Origin of the sequence: Marinobacter antarcticus (assembly GCF_900142385.1) — a bacterium.
GTDB lineage: Bacteria > Pseudomonadota > Gammaproteobacteria > Pseudomonadales > Oleiphilaceae > Marinobacter > Marinobacter antarcticus.
Genome location: NZ_FRAQ01000002.1, coordinates 137,403 through 152,836, shown reverse-complemented (window position 1 = coordinate 152,836; position 15,434 = coordinate 137,403). Strand labels below are relative to the sequence as shown.

The window sequence follows — 15,434 nt, the reverse complement described above, 5'->3', positions numbered from 1 at the left end:
AGAGGCCTAAATCCTTAGGATTTCCGCCTCTTTTCGTTTCCAGACAGAGACTTGCCGTTAAAGCGCAGCTTTACCGTCATTATGAACATTGACTTATAGAGCAATAACTCTAAAAATCAGCTATCAATAATCAAATTCAGGTGACGGACATGTTAGCGAAACGTATCCAGCCTATGGCTTCACAGGCACGGCGCCTGTATGTCGAGCTGATGTTCCAGATTATGGGGCGGGCTCTTCAGGCGGTCAGCGAGGTTGATAGCGAAGTGCAGAGAGAAGCACAGGCACTGCCGAAAGGGTTCCTGTTTGAGATGATGGTGATGCCCGATGGTTCAAAGTTGGTTGTGGAACATATCGGTGAAGGCCGCTTCCACTACCACGGTGACTCTGCCCCCCGCCCGGTGGACGTGTCCATCCAGTTCAAACACCTTGCCCACGCCTTCCTGGTGATGTCGTTCCAGGAAAAAACCTCGGTCGCATTTGCCAACGATCGCATGCTGGTAAACGGTGATGTGAGCTATGCAGTTCGCATGACCCGTGTACTCAACCGACTTGAATCGTTCATTCTGCCCAAGATTATTGCCAAGCGTGCGGTGAAAGAATACCCGGCAAATCTTCACCTGCCGGAAAAACTGATCAGTGCTGCACAGATTTACCTGAAGGTTGCCACCCACTTTGTCCAGACAGCGAGAGCCTGATGACTAACACTTACTATGAGTTCTTCTGCCCGGTAAAGGTTATTGCCGGCAAAGCTGCTCTTGAGCATATCCCTTACGAACTGAGCGGGCTGGGCGCCAAACGCCCGATGATTGTGACCGACAAGGGCGTTCGCGCCGCCGGCCTGCTGGATCCTGTGATCGCAGCCTGCGAAGAAAGCGGCCTGGACATCATCAGCATTTACGACGATGTGCCGCCGGATTCCTCAACCACCGTGGTTCGAGATGTCGCCGCTATTTACCGCAAGGAAAAGTGCGACTCCATCATTGTGGTTGGTGGTGGCTCCGCCATTGATACCGGCAAAGCCGTGAACATTCTGGTGTCGGAAGGCGGTACGGATATTGCCAAATACACGGGCGCTGGCGTGCTCAAGCATCCGCTCAAGCCGTTTTTTGTGGTGCCCACCACAGCGGGAACCGGTTCGGAAGTCACGTCCGTTGCAGTGATAACCGATGAGAAAAAAGGCGTAAAGCTGCCCTTTACCTCCTCTTTCCTGCTGCCTAACGCCGCTATTATCGACCCACGCATGACGCTGACGCTGCCGCCCCACATTACGGCGGCAACAGCCATGGATGCCATGACCCACGCCATCGAATCTTTCACCTGCATGGCAAAGAATCCGCTGAGCGATGCCTATGCCACTGCGGCCATCAAAAAAGTCAGCCAGTCGCTGTTGCAAGTAATGGACAATCCGAAAGACAGCGACGGCAGGCTGGAGCTGGCGCAGGCTTCCACCATGGCAGGCATTGCGTTTTCCAACTCCATGGTCGGGCTGGTGCACTCCCTTGGCCACGCTACCGGCGCTATCTGCCACCTGCCCCATGGCATGTGCATGAGCCTGTACCTGCCCTATGTGCTTGAGTACAACCTTGAAACCATTCGCGAGCCATTGGGTGAGCTGTTGCTGTATCTGGAAGGCCCGGAGATATACGCTGCCACGCCCGCCAGCCGTCGCGCGGAAGCCAGCATTTCAGCCCTGCGTAAGCTGAGGGACGCGCTTTACAAACGTTGCCAGCTGCCCCGTACGCTGAAAGAAACAGGTAAGGTATCCGAAGATCAGCTGGATCATATTGCAGAAATGGCGCTGGACGATGGCTCTATCATGTTCAACCCGAAAGAGGTGACTCTGAAGGATGCCCGTGCCGTGCTGCAACGCGCCTGGGCCTGAAACGTCTGAACGCTGAAAAACAGGGCCCGGTCGCAACCGGGCTCTGTGTCTGAAAACCAAACAATTCTCTCTTATTATTGAAATTGCCAGGCAATCGAGTAACACTTAGCTGGTTTCTGGCAGGGATATGGCCGGGTCATTTCTTTCACGGGCAGCGTTGCCCTTAGATTGCCCGTAGAGAGTCTCTCTTGATGAAGTATCGGAAACACCTCAGTTTTAAAGCTTTCCCAAAACATTTGACCTGTATTTCCTTTCTGCTTGCCTTTTCCCTGAGCACAAGCGCAGCCAACGAAAGCAATCAGAAAATATTCCAATTCAACATTTCCCCGAATGGCTATCCGCCCTACATGATTGTGAATCAGGAAGCGCCTTCAGGGATTATGTGGGACGTGGTTTCGCTGATTTCCCAGCGCCTGGGTTACAAAATTGTCGCGAGGAAAATTCCCCGTAAACGCGTTGACCAGATGCTGCTGGATGGCTATATCGATGGCACATCCAGGGCAATAGAATGGACGCACAAACCAGAGAACTTTCTGTTTACTGATCCGGTTGTCGATATCCAGGAAGTTTTCTTTACGCCAAAACACCACGACCAGACATACCAATCACCGGAAGACCTTTTCTCCAAAACGGTCGTAGCCCACCTGGGCTATCTGTACCCCGAACTAAAACCGCACTTTGAATCCGGTGCTATAAAACGTTTTGACGTTTCCCGTGACCGGGACATGTTTAACTTTTTGCTTCACGGTGACCGCTTCGACGCCGCTGTGGCCGACCTCCTCGTGGGCAAATGGATACTGAAAAATGAAGGGATGCAGGATCAGTTTACGGTCTCTGCCAGGGAAATAAGCTCCCACGGCTTCCGGGTAATGCTGCGCAAGGAGAGCCAGCCTTTTGTCGACAAATTCAATGCTGAACTCGCACGTATTCGCGAGAACGGCGAACTGAAAGCTATCCTCGCGAACTACCGGTAAGCAGCCGTAGCTGCTTACCGGTAGTTCTGTTTTATTCGAGCCGCCGCAGCAGAAGCATCGGCGAGACACTCAGCACAGGCCTGAGTTGCCAGCGCCCGAACAGCGCCAGTACCACCGCACTGATTATCGGTATAGGCAGCACTACCTGCCAGTGCCAGCTAAACGCCCCTTCAAACATCCGGAACTGCAGAGCCCACACCGCAGCCTCGGCCGCAGCCACCCCTAGAATCCCGGCAAAACCACCGAGCAGAGCAAATTCCAGCATGGTGCTTCTTACCAGCAGGCTCTGGCGACCGCCAAGTGTGCGCAAAAGCGCCCCTTCCCTTTGGCGATCCTGAAGTGTGGCACTGACGACCGCGGCCATTACTACCAACGCCGCCGCCAGTATAAGCACAAGAATCGCTTCTATGGCCTGGGTAACTTGCCGGACAATCTCCTGTATACGCTCAATAACATTATCGATTTCCAGCACGGAAATGGTCGGAAAACGCCGGGAGAACTCATTCAGTGCGCTTTTACGATCTCTTGGCAGATAAAAGCTGGTTATCCAGGTAGCTGGCATACCGGTAAGGCCACCTTCCGGTGGAAAGGCCATGTAGAAGTTAGGCTTCATGCTGTCCCACTGAACCGTGCGGATGCTGGTGACGGTTTCGGTGACCTTGTCGGAGCCAATGGTAAACGTCAGTTCATCACCCAGTACCAGGCCAAGTTTGCCCGCCAGCTCAGCCTCCACGGATACGCCTTCTTTCTCACCATCCTCGAACCAGCTGCCGTCAACTATGTTGTTGTCAGCCGGAAGCGAAGCCATCCAGGTCAGATTCAGTTCCCGGTTGAGAGCACCGACTCGCTGGTCTTTGCTCACCACTTCTTTTACCGGCTGGCCGTTCAGTTCCGTCAGACGACCACGCACCATGGGATAAAGCTGGTCCAATGGCTGGCCGCGCTCTTTCCAGAAGCCGGCAACCTCATCCACCGCATCCGGGGCAATGTTAATCAGGAAGTGATTTGGTGCATCGTCTGGAAGCTGCGCCTGCCAGTCATCCAGCAAGGACGTGCGCACCAGAATCAGGGTTGTTGCCAGCATCAGCGTCATGGCGAAAACGGCAATCTGCGACAGACTGGCGCGCCGATGGCGATACAATCCGACCAAGGCCAGGCGCCAGGCATGCCCGCCACCACGAACCTTTCTGAGGGTTGCTACCAGTAGCCCGCCCAACAGACCCAGAGCGCCCAGCATCAGAGCAAGGCCACCCAGCAGGGAAACGACTAGTGACAGCTCACCCGCGTACAGCCAAACCAACCCGAACACCGCGACAATGGCAATCAGCATATCCGGCAGGGCTTCCCTGCCTGTCTCACCCGGCTGGCTACGCAATACGCGCATTGCCGGTACATTTCGGAGACGCCGGATAGGCGGGTAGGCAAAGGCAAACAGTGAAACCAGGGCCGTAAGGAGCGCCGGCGTGAGCGCAGATGAATCCAGCTGAAACTCTACCGGCCGGTCCAGCGCCTCGCTCAATAGCCGGGTGAGCAACCAGAACAGCGGAACGGCTACCAAAAGGCCGCCAACCATACCGGTCACGCCCCAGAGCGCGAGCCGTTTCAGGTAAAGCCTCCCGATTCCCGAGCTGCCGAGGCCCAGAGTTTTGAGCAGAGCGACGGTGTCGCGCTGCGATAATGCATATTGTCGGCTGGCAACAGCCACCGCGACGGCCGCCAGCAAGACCGCCAGGCTTCCTCCCAATAGCAGGAAGCTTTCAGCACGATCCAGCGAACGTGAAAAGGTCTCGCCATCGCGAACGCCTTCCCAAGCCTGGCTGGGCCCGAGCTGCGGCTGCAGCCATTGATAGTAACTTTCAAGCGCCGCGTCGTTACCCGCAAACAGGTAAACGTATTCAACCCGGCTGCCCTCCTGGATAACGCCGGTGGAGGCTACGTCGTCCACATGCATCATCACCCGGGGCGCAAGTGCCGAGAGGCTGAACCCGCCATCGGGCTCCCGGAGCAGTAAACCGGATACGGTCAGATTGCGGCTACCGACTTCCAACGTGTCACCGATACCGACATCGAGCAGCCGCAACAGCCTGGGATTAATCCAGACTTCGCCGGGCGCCGGTCCATTTTGCACCTGTTCCCGGGAGCCTTCGGCAGCACCCTGGATTTCAAGCGCACCGCGCAAGGGGTATTCGCTACTGACGGCCTTAACCGAAACAAGCTGAAAGGCATCGCTGCCAAACACCATAGTGGAGAACTCCACCATGCGGCCGGTTTCAAGACCACGCTCTATTGCTTCGGCAATCCAGGGCTCGGGCACGGGGCGCCCGTTTTCCGCCGACAGTTGCCTGTCTGCAGCTAGAAACGAGCTGGCAGAAGAGACCAGGGTGCGTTGTAACTGGCTGGCAAACAGGGCAATGGTGGCGACCGTAGCAACGGCAATGATCAGTGCCGCGAGCACCACGCGCACATCCCGCTCACGCCAGTCACGGCGCACAGACATCAGCTTTTTTGCAGCAGCCATCAGTCAGCAAGCTCCGTTTCAACAACCGGCTCGCTCAACTCGCCCGCTTCAATATGGAACTGTCGGGCGCAGCGTGCCGCCAGCCGTTCATCGTGGGTGACCATTACCAGCGTGGTGCCCTGCTCTTGGTTCAGCGCCATCAGCAAATCCGAGATTTCCTGCCCGGTACGGTTATCCAGATTGCCGGTAGGTTCGTCCGCAAACAGGATGGCCGGGGCGGAGGCAAACGCCCGGGCAATAGCAACCCGCTGTTGCTCGCCGCCGGACAGCTGGCGCGGCGTATGGGTAAGTCTCTCACCCAGCCCGACCCGCTCAAGAAGCTCTCGGGCGCGCTTTTCCGGCGCATCCATGCCAGCAAGCTCCAGCGGCAGCATTACGTTTTCCAGGGCGGTCAGCGCCGGCAATAACTGGAATGACTGGAATACGAATCCGACCCGGTGAGCACGCAATCTGGCACGCTCATCTTCGCTTAGCCGGCTGATTATCGAGCCGTCGAGTTCAACAGTTCCTTCGGTTGGGGTGTCGAGGCCGGCTAGCAATCCCAGCAGGGTGGTTTTCCCGGAACCGGAGCGGCCGACAATGGCTACGGATTCTCCCCGATTGATTTCAAGGCTGACCCCCTTCAAAATCGTCAGCGTATCTGTTTCCAGGCTTACACGGTGGGTCAGGTTTTCAACGCGCAGCATCGGTCGCTGGCTATCAGGGTTTATAGTCTGCATCTTGCTCACGGGGCTCCCGGAAAAAACACGTTCATTTATCAAGGTATACGAGTGTTTATGCATACGGTATTGCTGTACGTCAGATCAATCGCACTCCTTCTGGTTACATTTATTGCCGTGCCTGTTTCGGCTGGCCAGCAAACACTTCTGGTTATGGGGGACAGCCTCAGTGCCGCTTACGGCGTACCGTCGGAAACAGCCTGGGTTCAACTGCTGAGCAACCGCTTGCAAAGCAACGGCCTGAACAACTGGAGTGTGGTGAATGCCAGTATCAGCGGCGAAACCACAGACGGCGGTGTCCGCCGGTTGCCCGAGTTGCTTGAGAAGAATAATCCCTCCGTGGTTATCATCGAATTGGGTGGCAACGACGGCCTTCGCGGTTTCCCCCCCGGCGTGATCAGATCGAACCTTGCCACCATGGTTGAACACGTTCAGGGTTCCGGTGCCCGCGCCATTCTGGTTGGTATGCAGATACCCCCGAACTATGGCCAACGCTACACGCAGCTGTTTGCGGACATCTTTCCAGCGCTCTCAGACAGCTACAACACAGCTCTGGTTCCCTTCTTTCTCGACGGAATCTACGACCAGAAGAACCTGATGCAGGGTGATGGCATTCACCCTACTGCAGAAGCCCAGCCCAGACTTCTTGAGAACGTATGGCCGGTACTTGAGCCGCTCCTTGAATAAAACCCTATTCCATCACACTACGCCCTGCAGAAATGCGAGAGCCCGGCGCTCAGACCAGTAATACCCGTCACGGCCATGCTCCACAAAACCGACATGTCCGCCCCACTTCGGCGCGTCCAGGCGCACGTGCGCACCCAGCAAAGAAGGCGACTCCGGGAAACACTTCGCGGATAAAAACGGATCGTCCGCTGCGTTAACCATCAGAGCCGGCACCCGAATATCCTTCAGCCTGCCCAACGCCGAGCACTGGGCCCAATAGTCTGCGGCATCTTTGAATCCGTGCAGCGGCGCTGTGTAGCGATCATCAAACTCGTGAAAAGTCTGAATCGCATCAAAGCCCGAAACGTCGATAAGATCGGGGAACCTTCGCGCTTTTTCGTCCATTTTTACGCGAAGATCCTTCAAGAACCGCTGCATATAGATTCTCCGGCTGGGCAACGCCAGCATATCTGCGCTGCCGGCGAGGTCGCAGGGCACTGAATAGGCCACCGCGCCGCAGATTCTGCTGTCAACGCGCTCACCCTGCTCACCGAGATACAACAGAGTAAGGTTGCCCCCCATACTGAAACCGGAAAGAAACACCGTCTGATAGTCTTGTGCCAAGCCGTGATCGACCACCTGGCGCAGATCCTCAGTGGCGCCGCTGTGATAAAACCTGGGCTGGTGGTTCATCACACCGCCACAGGAGCGGAAGTTCCAGGCCAGAACATCCCAGCCTTCTGCCAGCAATGCCCGTGTCAGCCCCAGTACATATGGCCGCCTGCTGTGCCCTTCGAGCCCGTGGGAAACAATGGCCAGGCGATTGCTACCCTGTCGATACCAGTCCAGATGGAGCTCATCATTGTCGGCTGTCGGAAGCGCTTCCGGTTGCGGATCTTCGATCCGTACTTTGCGAAACAGCGATGGCCACACGGACTGCAGATGACCACTGCGCAGCCAAGGGGGAGGACGATATTGATGAGCCATACTACGGTACAAATTTTGACCTTTTATATCACGGGGTTGACCGGGTAATTCAAAGCGCTTACTATGCCGCCCGACTTGATGCTGTTCCCTGATAGCTCAGTTGGTAGAGCAACGGACTGTTAATCCGTTTGTCGCTGGTTCGAGCCCAGCTCGGGGAGCCACTAATTCCGGAATGCCGCTACTTCTTTTGAAGCAGCGGCATTTTTCGTTTATCGCCTCAGAAAACCTGCTCACGCTGCATGAACTCTGTCAGCACGCGGAACATCGTAAAACCATCCTCAGTGCCGATCAGCTCACGAATAGAGTGCATACCAAACTGTGGCACGCCGATATCCAGCGTTGTTACGCCCAGGTTTGCCGCCGTCAGCGGCCCTATTGTGCTGCCACAACCCATGTCACTGCGCACCACAAAGGTCTGATGCGGCAACCCCAGCTCGTCACTGATATGCCGGTAAACGGCGGCTGAGCGGCTGTTGGTTGCATAGCGCTGGTTATGATTCACCTTGATGACCGGGCCCTTGTTGAGGATGGGGCCGTGGTTTTCATCGTGCTTGTCCATGTAGTTCGGGTGCACGCCGTGGGCATTGTCTGCTGAGACCATCATGGATCGGGCGATAGCTTTTGCCTTGCCGGAACCACACCAGCGATCAAGAACCGCAGTAAGAAATGGCCCCTGCGCACCTTCAGAGGACACGCTACCCACTTCCTCGTGGTCGTTACACACCAGCAGCGCAGCTTCATCGCCGGAGGTATTCAGCAATGCCTGCAACCCAATGTAACAGCTCAACAGGTTATCCAGCCTTGCAGACGCAATGAATTCGTCACGCAGCCCGACATACCCGGCTTCCTGGGCATCGTAAAAGCCCAGCTCATAGCCAAGAATCTTGCGTACTTTAATGCCGGATTCACTGACAATCTGTTGGCTGAGAAGATCGTTAAAACTGGTCGCATCGTCTTCCGGAACCTGCATCAGTACCGGCGGAAGATCTGTCTGTGCATTCACTTTTCGGCTGCTGTTGGCTTCCTTGTCCAGATGGATTGCCAGGCTGGGAATAAAGGCTACAGATTTACGGAAATCAACCAGCGTGTCAGTGACCTTGTCATGGCCGTCGAGAAACGTCACTCTTCCCGCCAGCGAAAGATCCCGGTCGAACCAGGGGTTCATCAGAACACCACCGTAAACTTCAACACCGAGCTGAAAAAAGCCTTTGCGGCGCAGCTCGGGGTTGGGCTTTACCTTCAGGCAGGGGCTGTCGGTGTGAGCACCCACCATGCGAATGCCCGACGCCGAGGCATCCCGAGCGCCAGTGCGAAAAGCGACGATGGAGGAACCATTACGGACGACGTAGTAGCTACGATTCTGGTCAAGCGACCAGTCGTCTTTTTCGTCCAGTTCTTCGAAGCCGGCTGCATCCAGCCGCTTTTTCATGGTTGCCACGGCGTGCCAGGGCGTGGGTGATGCGTTCAGAAACTTCAGCAAATCTTTGTTGAATTCAGCGTGTTCCATGATGTCCCTGATAGAATGATAATTACTGCAACAGTATGGCATGAAGCCTTAATACCTCATACCGGGGAAACAGACATTACTTGTCTGCGCCAACAATTCTGAGCCCGCTATCTGCCACCCACTAAAACGGAGCCTGACATGTCCGCACCAAGATTTCTCGACATAGAATACTGCCAGACCGACGATGCTCTCTTCCCGGTTGCTATGGCCTGGTCACTGGAAGATGGTCAGATGAAAACCGTAGTGATTGCACCGGCGGATGAATGGCTGCCTGAGGACGGCGATCTCGGCGACCTGGACCTGCTCTACCTTGAAGAACAGGGCGTGCCACTGATTGAGCTTATCCATGAGCTGCATCAGGATCTTCCCGATCAGACAGTCTACGTAGACGGCCTGGACCCGGACGAAATTCTGGTGGACCTTATTTTCAGCGCCATGAACCAGGAAGCGCCTTTTGAAGTCGCTCCGATTACCGAACTGATCACCGGCATGAGCAGCGAAATGCTGGAAGACCGCCGGCGCCATTTGCTGTTTGAAGAGGGCCTTGAACCCCAACTACCCGAACACGGCGTTTACGCCTTGCTATTGATGGCCCAGGAAGAAGGCTTGTTTGACGAGCACTAAAGTGTGACACGGGCACGGGCGCCAAAACCTTTCAGTTTTCCACCGAACTCAAATGCGAGTTCTGAAGCGCCCGGCGCCTGAACTTAGCAGAAATACTAAGCGTTTTTCCGAATATGCCAGCACCGGTGAATCCGCGCGTTCCTCTCAAAATCCTTATCCAGCGTACTGCGGCTTACTTCCTCAACTTCAAACTCCGAGGCCAGCTCTTCATCAAGCTTGAAGCGGCGAAAGTTATTGGAAAAAATCAGCAAACCGTCTGAACTTAACCTCGCCATTGCCTGCCGGATCAGCTTCGTGTGATCCTTCTGAACATCCAGTACCCCTGCCATACGCGCGGAGTTGGAGAAGGTCGGCGGATCCATGAAAATCAGATCGTAAAGCTGATCTGGCGTTGGCTTGGCAGCGAGCCAGGCCAAGCAGTCCGTCTGCTCCACTTTATGCTTACGGGGGTCTGCCCGGTTCAACGCCAGATTGTCCCGAGCCCACCCCACGTATGTGTTCGACAAATCCAGGCTCAATGAGCGGCTGGCGCCGCCGGCAACCGCATGAACTGTGGCCGCGCCGGTATAACAGAACAGGTTCAGGAAGCGCTTGCCATGAGCGTTCTTCTGAATCCAGTGACGCACAGGACGATGGTCCAGAAACAACCCGGTATCCAGATAATCCTTGAGGTTTACCTTCAAGGTGCAACCATGCTCCTGCACCTGAAAAAATTCGCCACTGGCATCCTGCTTTTCGTACTGACTGGTGCCAGCCTGCCGTTGCCGATGCTTGCAGATCATATGATCCCGCTCAATGCCAAGAGCTCCCGGAATAACGGCCAGTGCTTCAGCCAGACGCTCCCGGGCTGAACGCTCATCAATCGATTTGGGTGCGGCGTATTCTTGTACGTGTACCCAGCCCTCATAGATATCGATCGCCAACGCATACTCTGGCATATCCGCATCGTAGAGGCGGTAACAGCCAATTTGCTGTTTGCGCGCCCACTGCCCGATGGCCTTCATGTTCTTCTTCAGCCGGTTGTGCAGCATGGCGGCGCGCTCTTCATTCGCAATCCGGGGCAGGACTTCACCCGGCACTGCTGGATCCCGGGGAGTGCGTACACTGGCTTCGTCTATGGTAAACAGCAGAAGCTGCGCGGGCAGCTTGCCGTTAAACAGCTTGTACTGTTTGAAGCTGCGCAAGCCAATGGACTTGCCGAACTCTGGAGCACCGGTAAACACGCCGAGGCGCCAACCTGATGCCGCCTTTTTTACGGCATCGCCAAGCGATTCATAAAGGCTTGCAAGGGCATTTCTGTCGCTCAGACGCTCGCCATAGGGAGGATTTACCAGAACCAGGCCGGTTTCCGCCCGGTCGTCTCCCAATGCAAGTTCTTCAATCGGCTGGGCATGGAACTCGATCAGGCTCTCAAGGCCCGCTCGCTGAGCGTTATTGCGCGCGGTGGAAATCACCCGGCTGTCCTGATCAAAACCCGAAAATCTGGGCACTTTGCCCTGCTTGCCTTCATAGGCGCGCTTTTCCGCCTCCTGGCGTAAGGTTAGCCAGACTTCCGGCTGGTGACCGAGCCATTTTTCAAAGCCAAACCGCTCCTGACGACGACCCGGTGCGATATCCAGTGCCATCATGGCGGCTTCGATCACCAGGGTGCCGGAACCACACATAGGGTCTACGAACTCGCCACCTGCAGCTGCAATTTCAGGCCATCCAGAACGAATCAGCAGAGCTGCCGCGAGGTTTTCCTTCAAAGGCGCCATGCCCTGCTCTGTTCGGTAGCCACGTTGATGCAGGCTGTGGCCGCTGATATCAATACCCAGTGCAAGCCGACCACGATGCAGCCGGGCCGACACGGTTACATCCGGCATCTTCGCTTCTACCGTCGGGCGCTTTCCACCACTCATAGTGAAGCGATCCACAATGCCGTCTTTTACTCGTTGGGCGCCAAATTGAGTGTTGCGGATTTCCTCATTCTCGCCAATGAAATTGACGCGGAAGCTCCCATCAACGGGGATGTGCTGCTGCCAGTCGAGGTGAACCACGCCATCGTAAAGCTCATCAGCACTGGTGGCGGCCACTTCATCAATATGGAGCATGACCCGGTTTGCCAGGCGCGACCAAAGGCAGGCCCGGTAACCGGCTTCCAGCGGACCCTCTACCCATGCACCAGCAGGTGCGTTTCTCACCAGCCCAAGACCAAACGTGCTGAGCTCGTCCGCCAGAAGGTATTCAACACCCTTTGGGCAGGTTACAAAAAAGACAGATTTGGACAAGTTCAACTCCAGGTTCTTTGGCTATTCCCGGTAAGTCCCGGGAATAGCAGCGGTCATAGGTTTTGGGCAATTCTTTTTATCTTTTATTGATCTATAAAGAAAGTTTTTAGATCAAAATGATAGTGTACTTCTGCTCGAGGTTAAGATTACCTTGTAGGTGACGCGTCGTTCGAGAAGGGTAACTCCCTTTCGTTAACAGGATCCTGACTGCTCTGGCTTGAGCTGGCAATAGTGGGTTATCCCGGAGTGGATTCCACATGCCGTAGCCACTGCAGAAGTGTACACGCTTGTTCTGTTAATCCATTAGTGAGGAACGGCATGAAAAGACAGAAAAGAGATATGTACGCTCGTGCATTCAAGCGGGGTTACCTCGCTGGCGTGTCCGGCAAATCCAAAGACAGCTGCCCTCTTGAACAGGCAGAGGTTCGACAGGAATGGTTGAGCGGGTGGCGTGAAGGCCGAACGGATCAATGGGATGGCATGACCGGCGTCTCCGGTATTCATAAACTGGCGAACGTCACCACAGCGTAATATCTGTCGAAACCCTGATTCTTAATCTGATCTTTTAATACACAGTTTAACGCAGTATTCAGAGCAACCGAAAACGGGGTTCGTTCCCCGCAAGGGCCCGCCAAGCGGGCCCTTCCTCGTTCCAGTATCCACAGAACTACCTGAGCCTCCGAATCGCCTCAACGGCTTCACCGATCAGTTCCGGCCCACGATAGATAAAGCCAGTATAAAGCTGAACCAGCTTTGCGCCCGCACGGATCTTTTCCGCCGCACCAGCACCATCTGTAATGCCGCCAACACCAATGATCGGAAGATCGTCACCAAGCTCTGCATATAGCCCCTGAATTACTCTCAGAGATGCCTCACGAACCGGAGCACCACTGAGCCCTCCCGCCTCTTCAGCATGAACATGGCCGGCAACGGCGTCGCGGCTTATAGTGGTATTCGTGGCAATAACACCGTCCAGGCCGGCCCCTTTCAGGGCTGACGCGACGAACCGGATACCTTCATCGTCCATATCCGGGGCAATTTTGACGGCAATGGGTACGTAACGGCCAAACTGGCTCTGACACTTGAACTGCTCATCCTTGATGGCATGAAGCAGGCCCTTCAGGGAATCACCGAACTGAAGATCCCTGAGGCCGGGAGTGTTGGGCGAGGACACGTTCACCGTGATGTAGTCAGCGCGGGTGTAGACCGCCGAAATGCCCTTTCGATAATCCGACTCAGCTTCCTCATTCGGCGTGTTCTTGTTCTTGCCCACGTTGATGCCGAGAATTCCCCGGTAACTGCGTTTATCCACACGCTCCAGCATGTGTGCCAGACCTTTATTATTGAACCCCATACGGTTAATGATGGCCTGATACTCCGGTAACCGGAACATGCGGGGTTTAGGGTTACCTGGCTGGGCAAGTGGCGTAACAGTTCCAACCTCTATAAACCCGAACCCGAGCGCACCCAGAGCGTCCAGATGGTCTGCGTTTTTATCCAGCCCTGCCGCGAGCCCGACCGGGTTAGGGAAATCCAGCCCCATAACCGTTACTGGCAGCGCATCTGTTTTCGGTGAAAAAGCACCCAGTACGCGCAATCGATGCGCCAGATCCAGACCACTTAACGCAACGGAATGTGCCTGTTCGGGTGATAGCCGGAAGAGCAGGTTGCGGATAACGCCGTACATCTGAAAACTCCCCAATAAAACGTGTGCGAGAGTATACCGGAAGTTTTCCACAGCGGCCCGGCCACACACGAAAACATAGCTAAGCGACTGTATCATTGAGCTCTCACGAGCTTGTCCACGGAATCTGTGGATAACCCTGTTGAAAATCGCAGGGCAACCCTGCCAATCCCTTGTAATCTGCGCCAACCTACAGATTGATCATTTTTTGATCAGTTTATTTATTTAATATTTTCAATATGTTATGTTAATTTCGCTTTTAATCCTGAAATAATTCAACGCACTGTCACTAGAAGGCAACACGACTGTAATGTGCATAAATCAAGCAGTGAGACGTTGATAATTCCCCGCAGCGGGGCTTTTTTGGAGGATATCTAACATTCAGAGATAATAAGGTTATACTGGCCCTCGAAATTTGACCCGGAGTTTTTCAATGCAGCAATCCGACTCCCCGGCCCGACGCCATCGTGAAAATCTCGCGACGGAAATGAAAGCCGCTTCGCGGGTTACTGTCATCGGAATGATTCTTGATGCCTTTCTGGGAATCATTAAAATCATCGCCGGTACCCTTTTCCACTCCCAGGCTCTTCTGGTCGACGGGATTCACTCTTTTACTGATGTAGCATCCGACATTGTTGTACTCGGGGTGATGAAGGTCTCCCGTCAGGAGCCGGATGAAAACCACCCTTACGGCCACCAGCGCATTGAAACCTTCGGCACCCTGGTGCTCGGTAGTATCCTGATTGCTGTGGGTGCCGCTCTTGCCTGGGAAAACACCCTCAGGCTGATTGAAGGCGGCATTGATACCGTTCCGGAATGGCCAGTGCTGGTCGCCGCCGGAGTATCTGTTGTGGGTAAGGAGTGGATATTCCGTTATACCCGGCATATCGGCCAGATCATTCGCTCGGATCTTATTATTGCCAATGCCTGGCACAGCCGTACCGATGCGTTTTCTTCCGTGGTGGTTCTGGTTTCAACAGCGGGAGCCATGCTCGGGCTGGTTTGGCTGGACGTGCTTGCGGCCGTTGTCATTGCAGTCATCATTATCCACATTGGCTGGAAATTTACCTGGGACAGTGTTCAGGAGCTGGTGGACACCGGGCTTTCTCCTGACGATACCGAAATGCTGAAAACCATAGCCCGCAATACCGACGGGGTTCTCAATGTGCACGAGCTGCGCAGCCGCCGCATGGCGCAGGACATTCTTCTGGATATTCACCTGGTAGTGCGGCCAGAAATCAGCGTATCCGAAGGGCATCAGATTGGCATGCAAGTAGTCAATGGCATGCGCAATGCCCTGGAAAACATTCGCGACATCAGTTTCCACATTGATGCCGAAAACGACGAAGACCAGTTCCCGCCCACTGAAAAGCAGCCTTCGCGTGCGGAAGTGGGACGCATTATTGCGGAACATCTGGGAGAAATCCCACAGCGCAGCCGGTTAAGGCTTCACTACCTCAAAAACAGGCTGCATCTGGAGATCTTTCTGGACGAGCCCGACCCGGATACGGTATTTACATCGGAAAATGTCAGGCGTCAACTTGAGAGCTATCCCTGGTTTGGCAGTGTCAGAATATGGGTGGCCGGCTCGTAAGCCGGCTAC

General features: G+C 55.0%; 13 protein-coding genes and 1 tRNA gene. 8 read left to right on the top strand and 6 right to left on the bottom strand.

All coding sequences use genetic code 11. The features are described from left to right. The first annotated feature begins 149 nt into the window (after positions 1–149). The 3 genes from BUA49_RS12055 to BUA49_RS12045 all read left to right on the top strand — a co-directional run bounded on the left by BUA49_RS12055 (position 150) and on the right by BUA49_RS12045 (position 2,856). Entirely contained in the window at positions 150–695 is a 546-nt protein-coding gene (locus tag BUA49_RS12055; protein WP_072798060.1) for a hypothetical protein, read from the top strand. Then, positions 695–1,882, top strand: coding sequence for an iron-containing alcohol dehydrogenase (locus BUA49_RS12050; RefSeq protein ID WP_072798059.1), 1,188 nt, complete (start codon positions 695–697; stop codon positions 1,880–1,882). Before BUA49_RS12055 ends, BUA49_RS12050 begins: the two co-directional genes overlap by 1 nt. Before the next feature lie 191 nt (positions 1,883–2,073). After that, on the top strand, positions 2,074–2,856 hold the full coding sequence (locus BUA49_RS12045; protein ID WP_072798058.1) for a substrate-binding periplasmic protein: 783 nt from the start codon (positions 2,074–2,076) through the stop codon (positions 2,854–2,856). Positions 2,857–2,887: 31 nt separating this feature from the next. On the opposite strand, the gene BUA49_RS12040 is transcribed toward BUA49_RS12045, so the two are convergent. Beyond that, positions 2,888–5,374: an ABC transporter permease gene (locus BUA49_RS12040; protein WP_072798057.1), complete on the bottom strand. Its 2,487-nt coding sequence runs from the start codon at positions 5,372–5,374 to the stop codon at positions 2,888–2,890. After that, positions 5,374–6,093 carry an ABC transporter ATP-binding protein gene (locus BUA49_RS12035; protein ID WP_072798652.1) on the bottom strand — a complete coding sequence of 240 codons (720 nt, stop codon included), beginning with the start codon at positions 6,091–6,093 and terminating at the stop codon, positions 5,374–5,376. Before BUA49_RS12035 ends, BUA49_RS12040 begins: the two co-directional genes overlap by 1 nt. A 57-nt stretch (positions 6,094–6,150) precedes the next feature. On the opposite strand from BUA49_RS12035, the gene BUA49_RS12030 reads away from it, so the two are divergent. After that, positions 6,151–6,780, top strand: a complete 630-nt coding sequence (locus tag BUA49_RS12030; protein WP_084063579.1) for an arylesterase — start codon at positions 6,151–6,153, stop codon at positions 6,778–6,780. Positions 6,781–6,792: 12 nt separating this feature from the next. Here BUA49_RS12030 and BUA49_RS12025 read toward each other — a convergent pair whose 3' ends face one another. Beyond that, the gene (locus tag BUA49_RS12025; protein WP_323807518.1) at positions 6,793–7,692 is read right to left on the bottom strand and encodes a YheT family hydrolase; all 900 of its coding nucleotides are present in this window, start codon (positions 7,690–7,692) and stop codon (positions 6,793–6,795) included. A gap of 139 nt (positions 7,693–7,831) precedes the next feature. Between BUA49_RS12025 and BUA49_RS12020 the strand changes: the two genes are divergently transcribed. Then, a tRNA-Asn gene (locus tag BUA49_RS12020) sits at positions 7,832–7,907 on the top strand. Between the two features lie 56 nt (positions 7,908–7,963). Here BUA49_RS12020 and BUA49_RS12015 read toward each other — a convergent pair. Next, complete coding sequence (locus BUA49_RS12015) at positions 7,964–9,253, bottom strand: M18 family aminopeptidase (RefSeq protein ID WP_072798053.1); 1,290 nt, start codon at positions 9,251–9,253, stop codon at positions 7,964–7,966. Between the two features lie 138 nt (positions 9,254–9,391). On the opposite strand from BUA49_RS12015, the gene BUA49_RS12010 reads away from it, so the two are divergent. Beyond that, positions 9,392–9,877: a hypothetical protein gene (locus BUA49_RS12010; protein ID WP_072798052.1), complete on the top strand. Its 486-nt coding sequence runs from the start codon at positions 9,392–9,394 to the stop codon at positions 9,875–9,877. A 95-nt stretch (positions 9,878–9,972) separates the two neighbouring features. Here the strand turns inward: BUA49_RS12010 and rlmKL are convergent, their stop codons facing one another. Continuing rightward, positions 9,973–12,147, bottom strand: a complete 2,175-nt coding sequence (rlmKL, locus tag BUA49_RS12005) for a bifunctional 23S rRNA (guanine(2069)-N(7))-methyltransferase RlmK/23S rRNA (guanine(2445)-N(2))-methyltransferase RlmL (protein WP_072798050.1) — start codon at positions 12,145–12,147, stop codon at positions 9,973–9,975. A gap of 318 nt (positions 12,148–12,465) precedes the next feature. Here rlmKL and rmf point away from each other — a divergent pair, with 318 nt between their 5' ends. Next, positions 12,466–12,678, top strand: coding sequence for a ribosome modulation factor (gene rmf / locus BUA49_RS12000; protein ID WP_072798048.1), 213 nt, complete (start codon positions 12,466–12,468; stop codon positions 12,676–12,678). Between the two features lie 136 nt (positions 12,679–12,814). Here rmf and BUA49_RS11995 read toward each other — a convergent pair whose 3' ends face one another. After that, complete coding sequence (locus BUA49_RS11995) at positions 12,815–13,834, bottom strand: quinone-dependent dihydroorotate dehydrogenase (protein WP_072798046.1); 1,020 nt, start codon at positions 13,832–13,834, stop codon at positions 12,815–12,817. Between the two features lie 430 nt (positions 13,835–14,264). On the opposite strand from BUA49_RS11995, the gene BUA49_RS11990 reads away from it, so the two are divergent. Further along, a complete protein-coding gene (locus tag BUA49_RS11990) occupies positions 14,265–15,425 on the top strand; it encodes a cation diffusion facilitator family transporter (RefSeq protein ID WP_072798044.1) in 1,161 nt (386 codons plus the stop codon). Positions 15,426–15,434 lie beyond the last annotated feature (9 nt).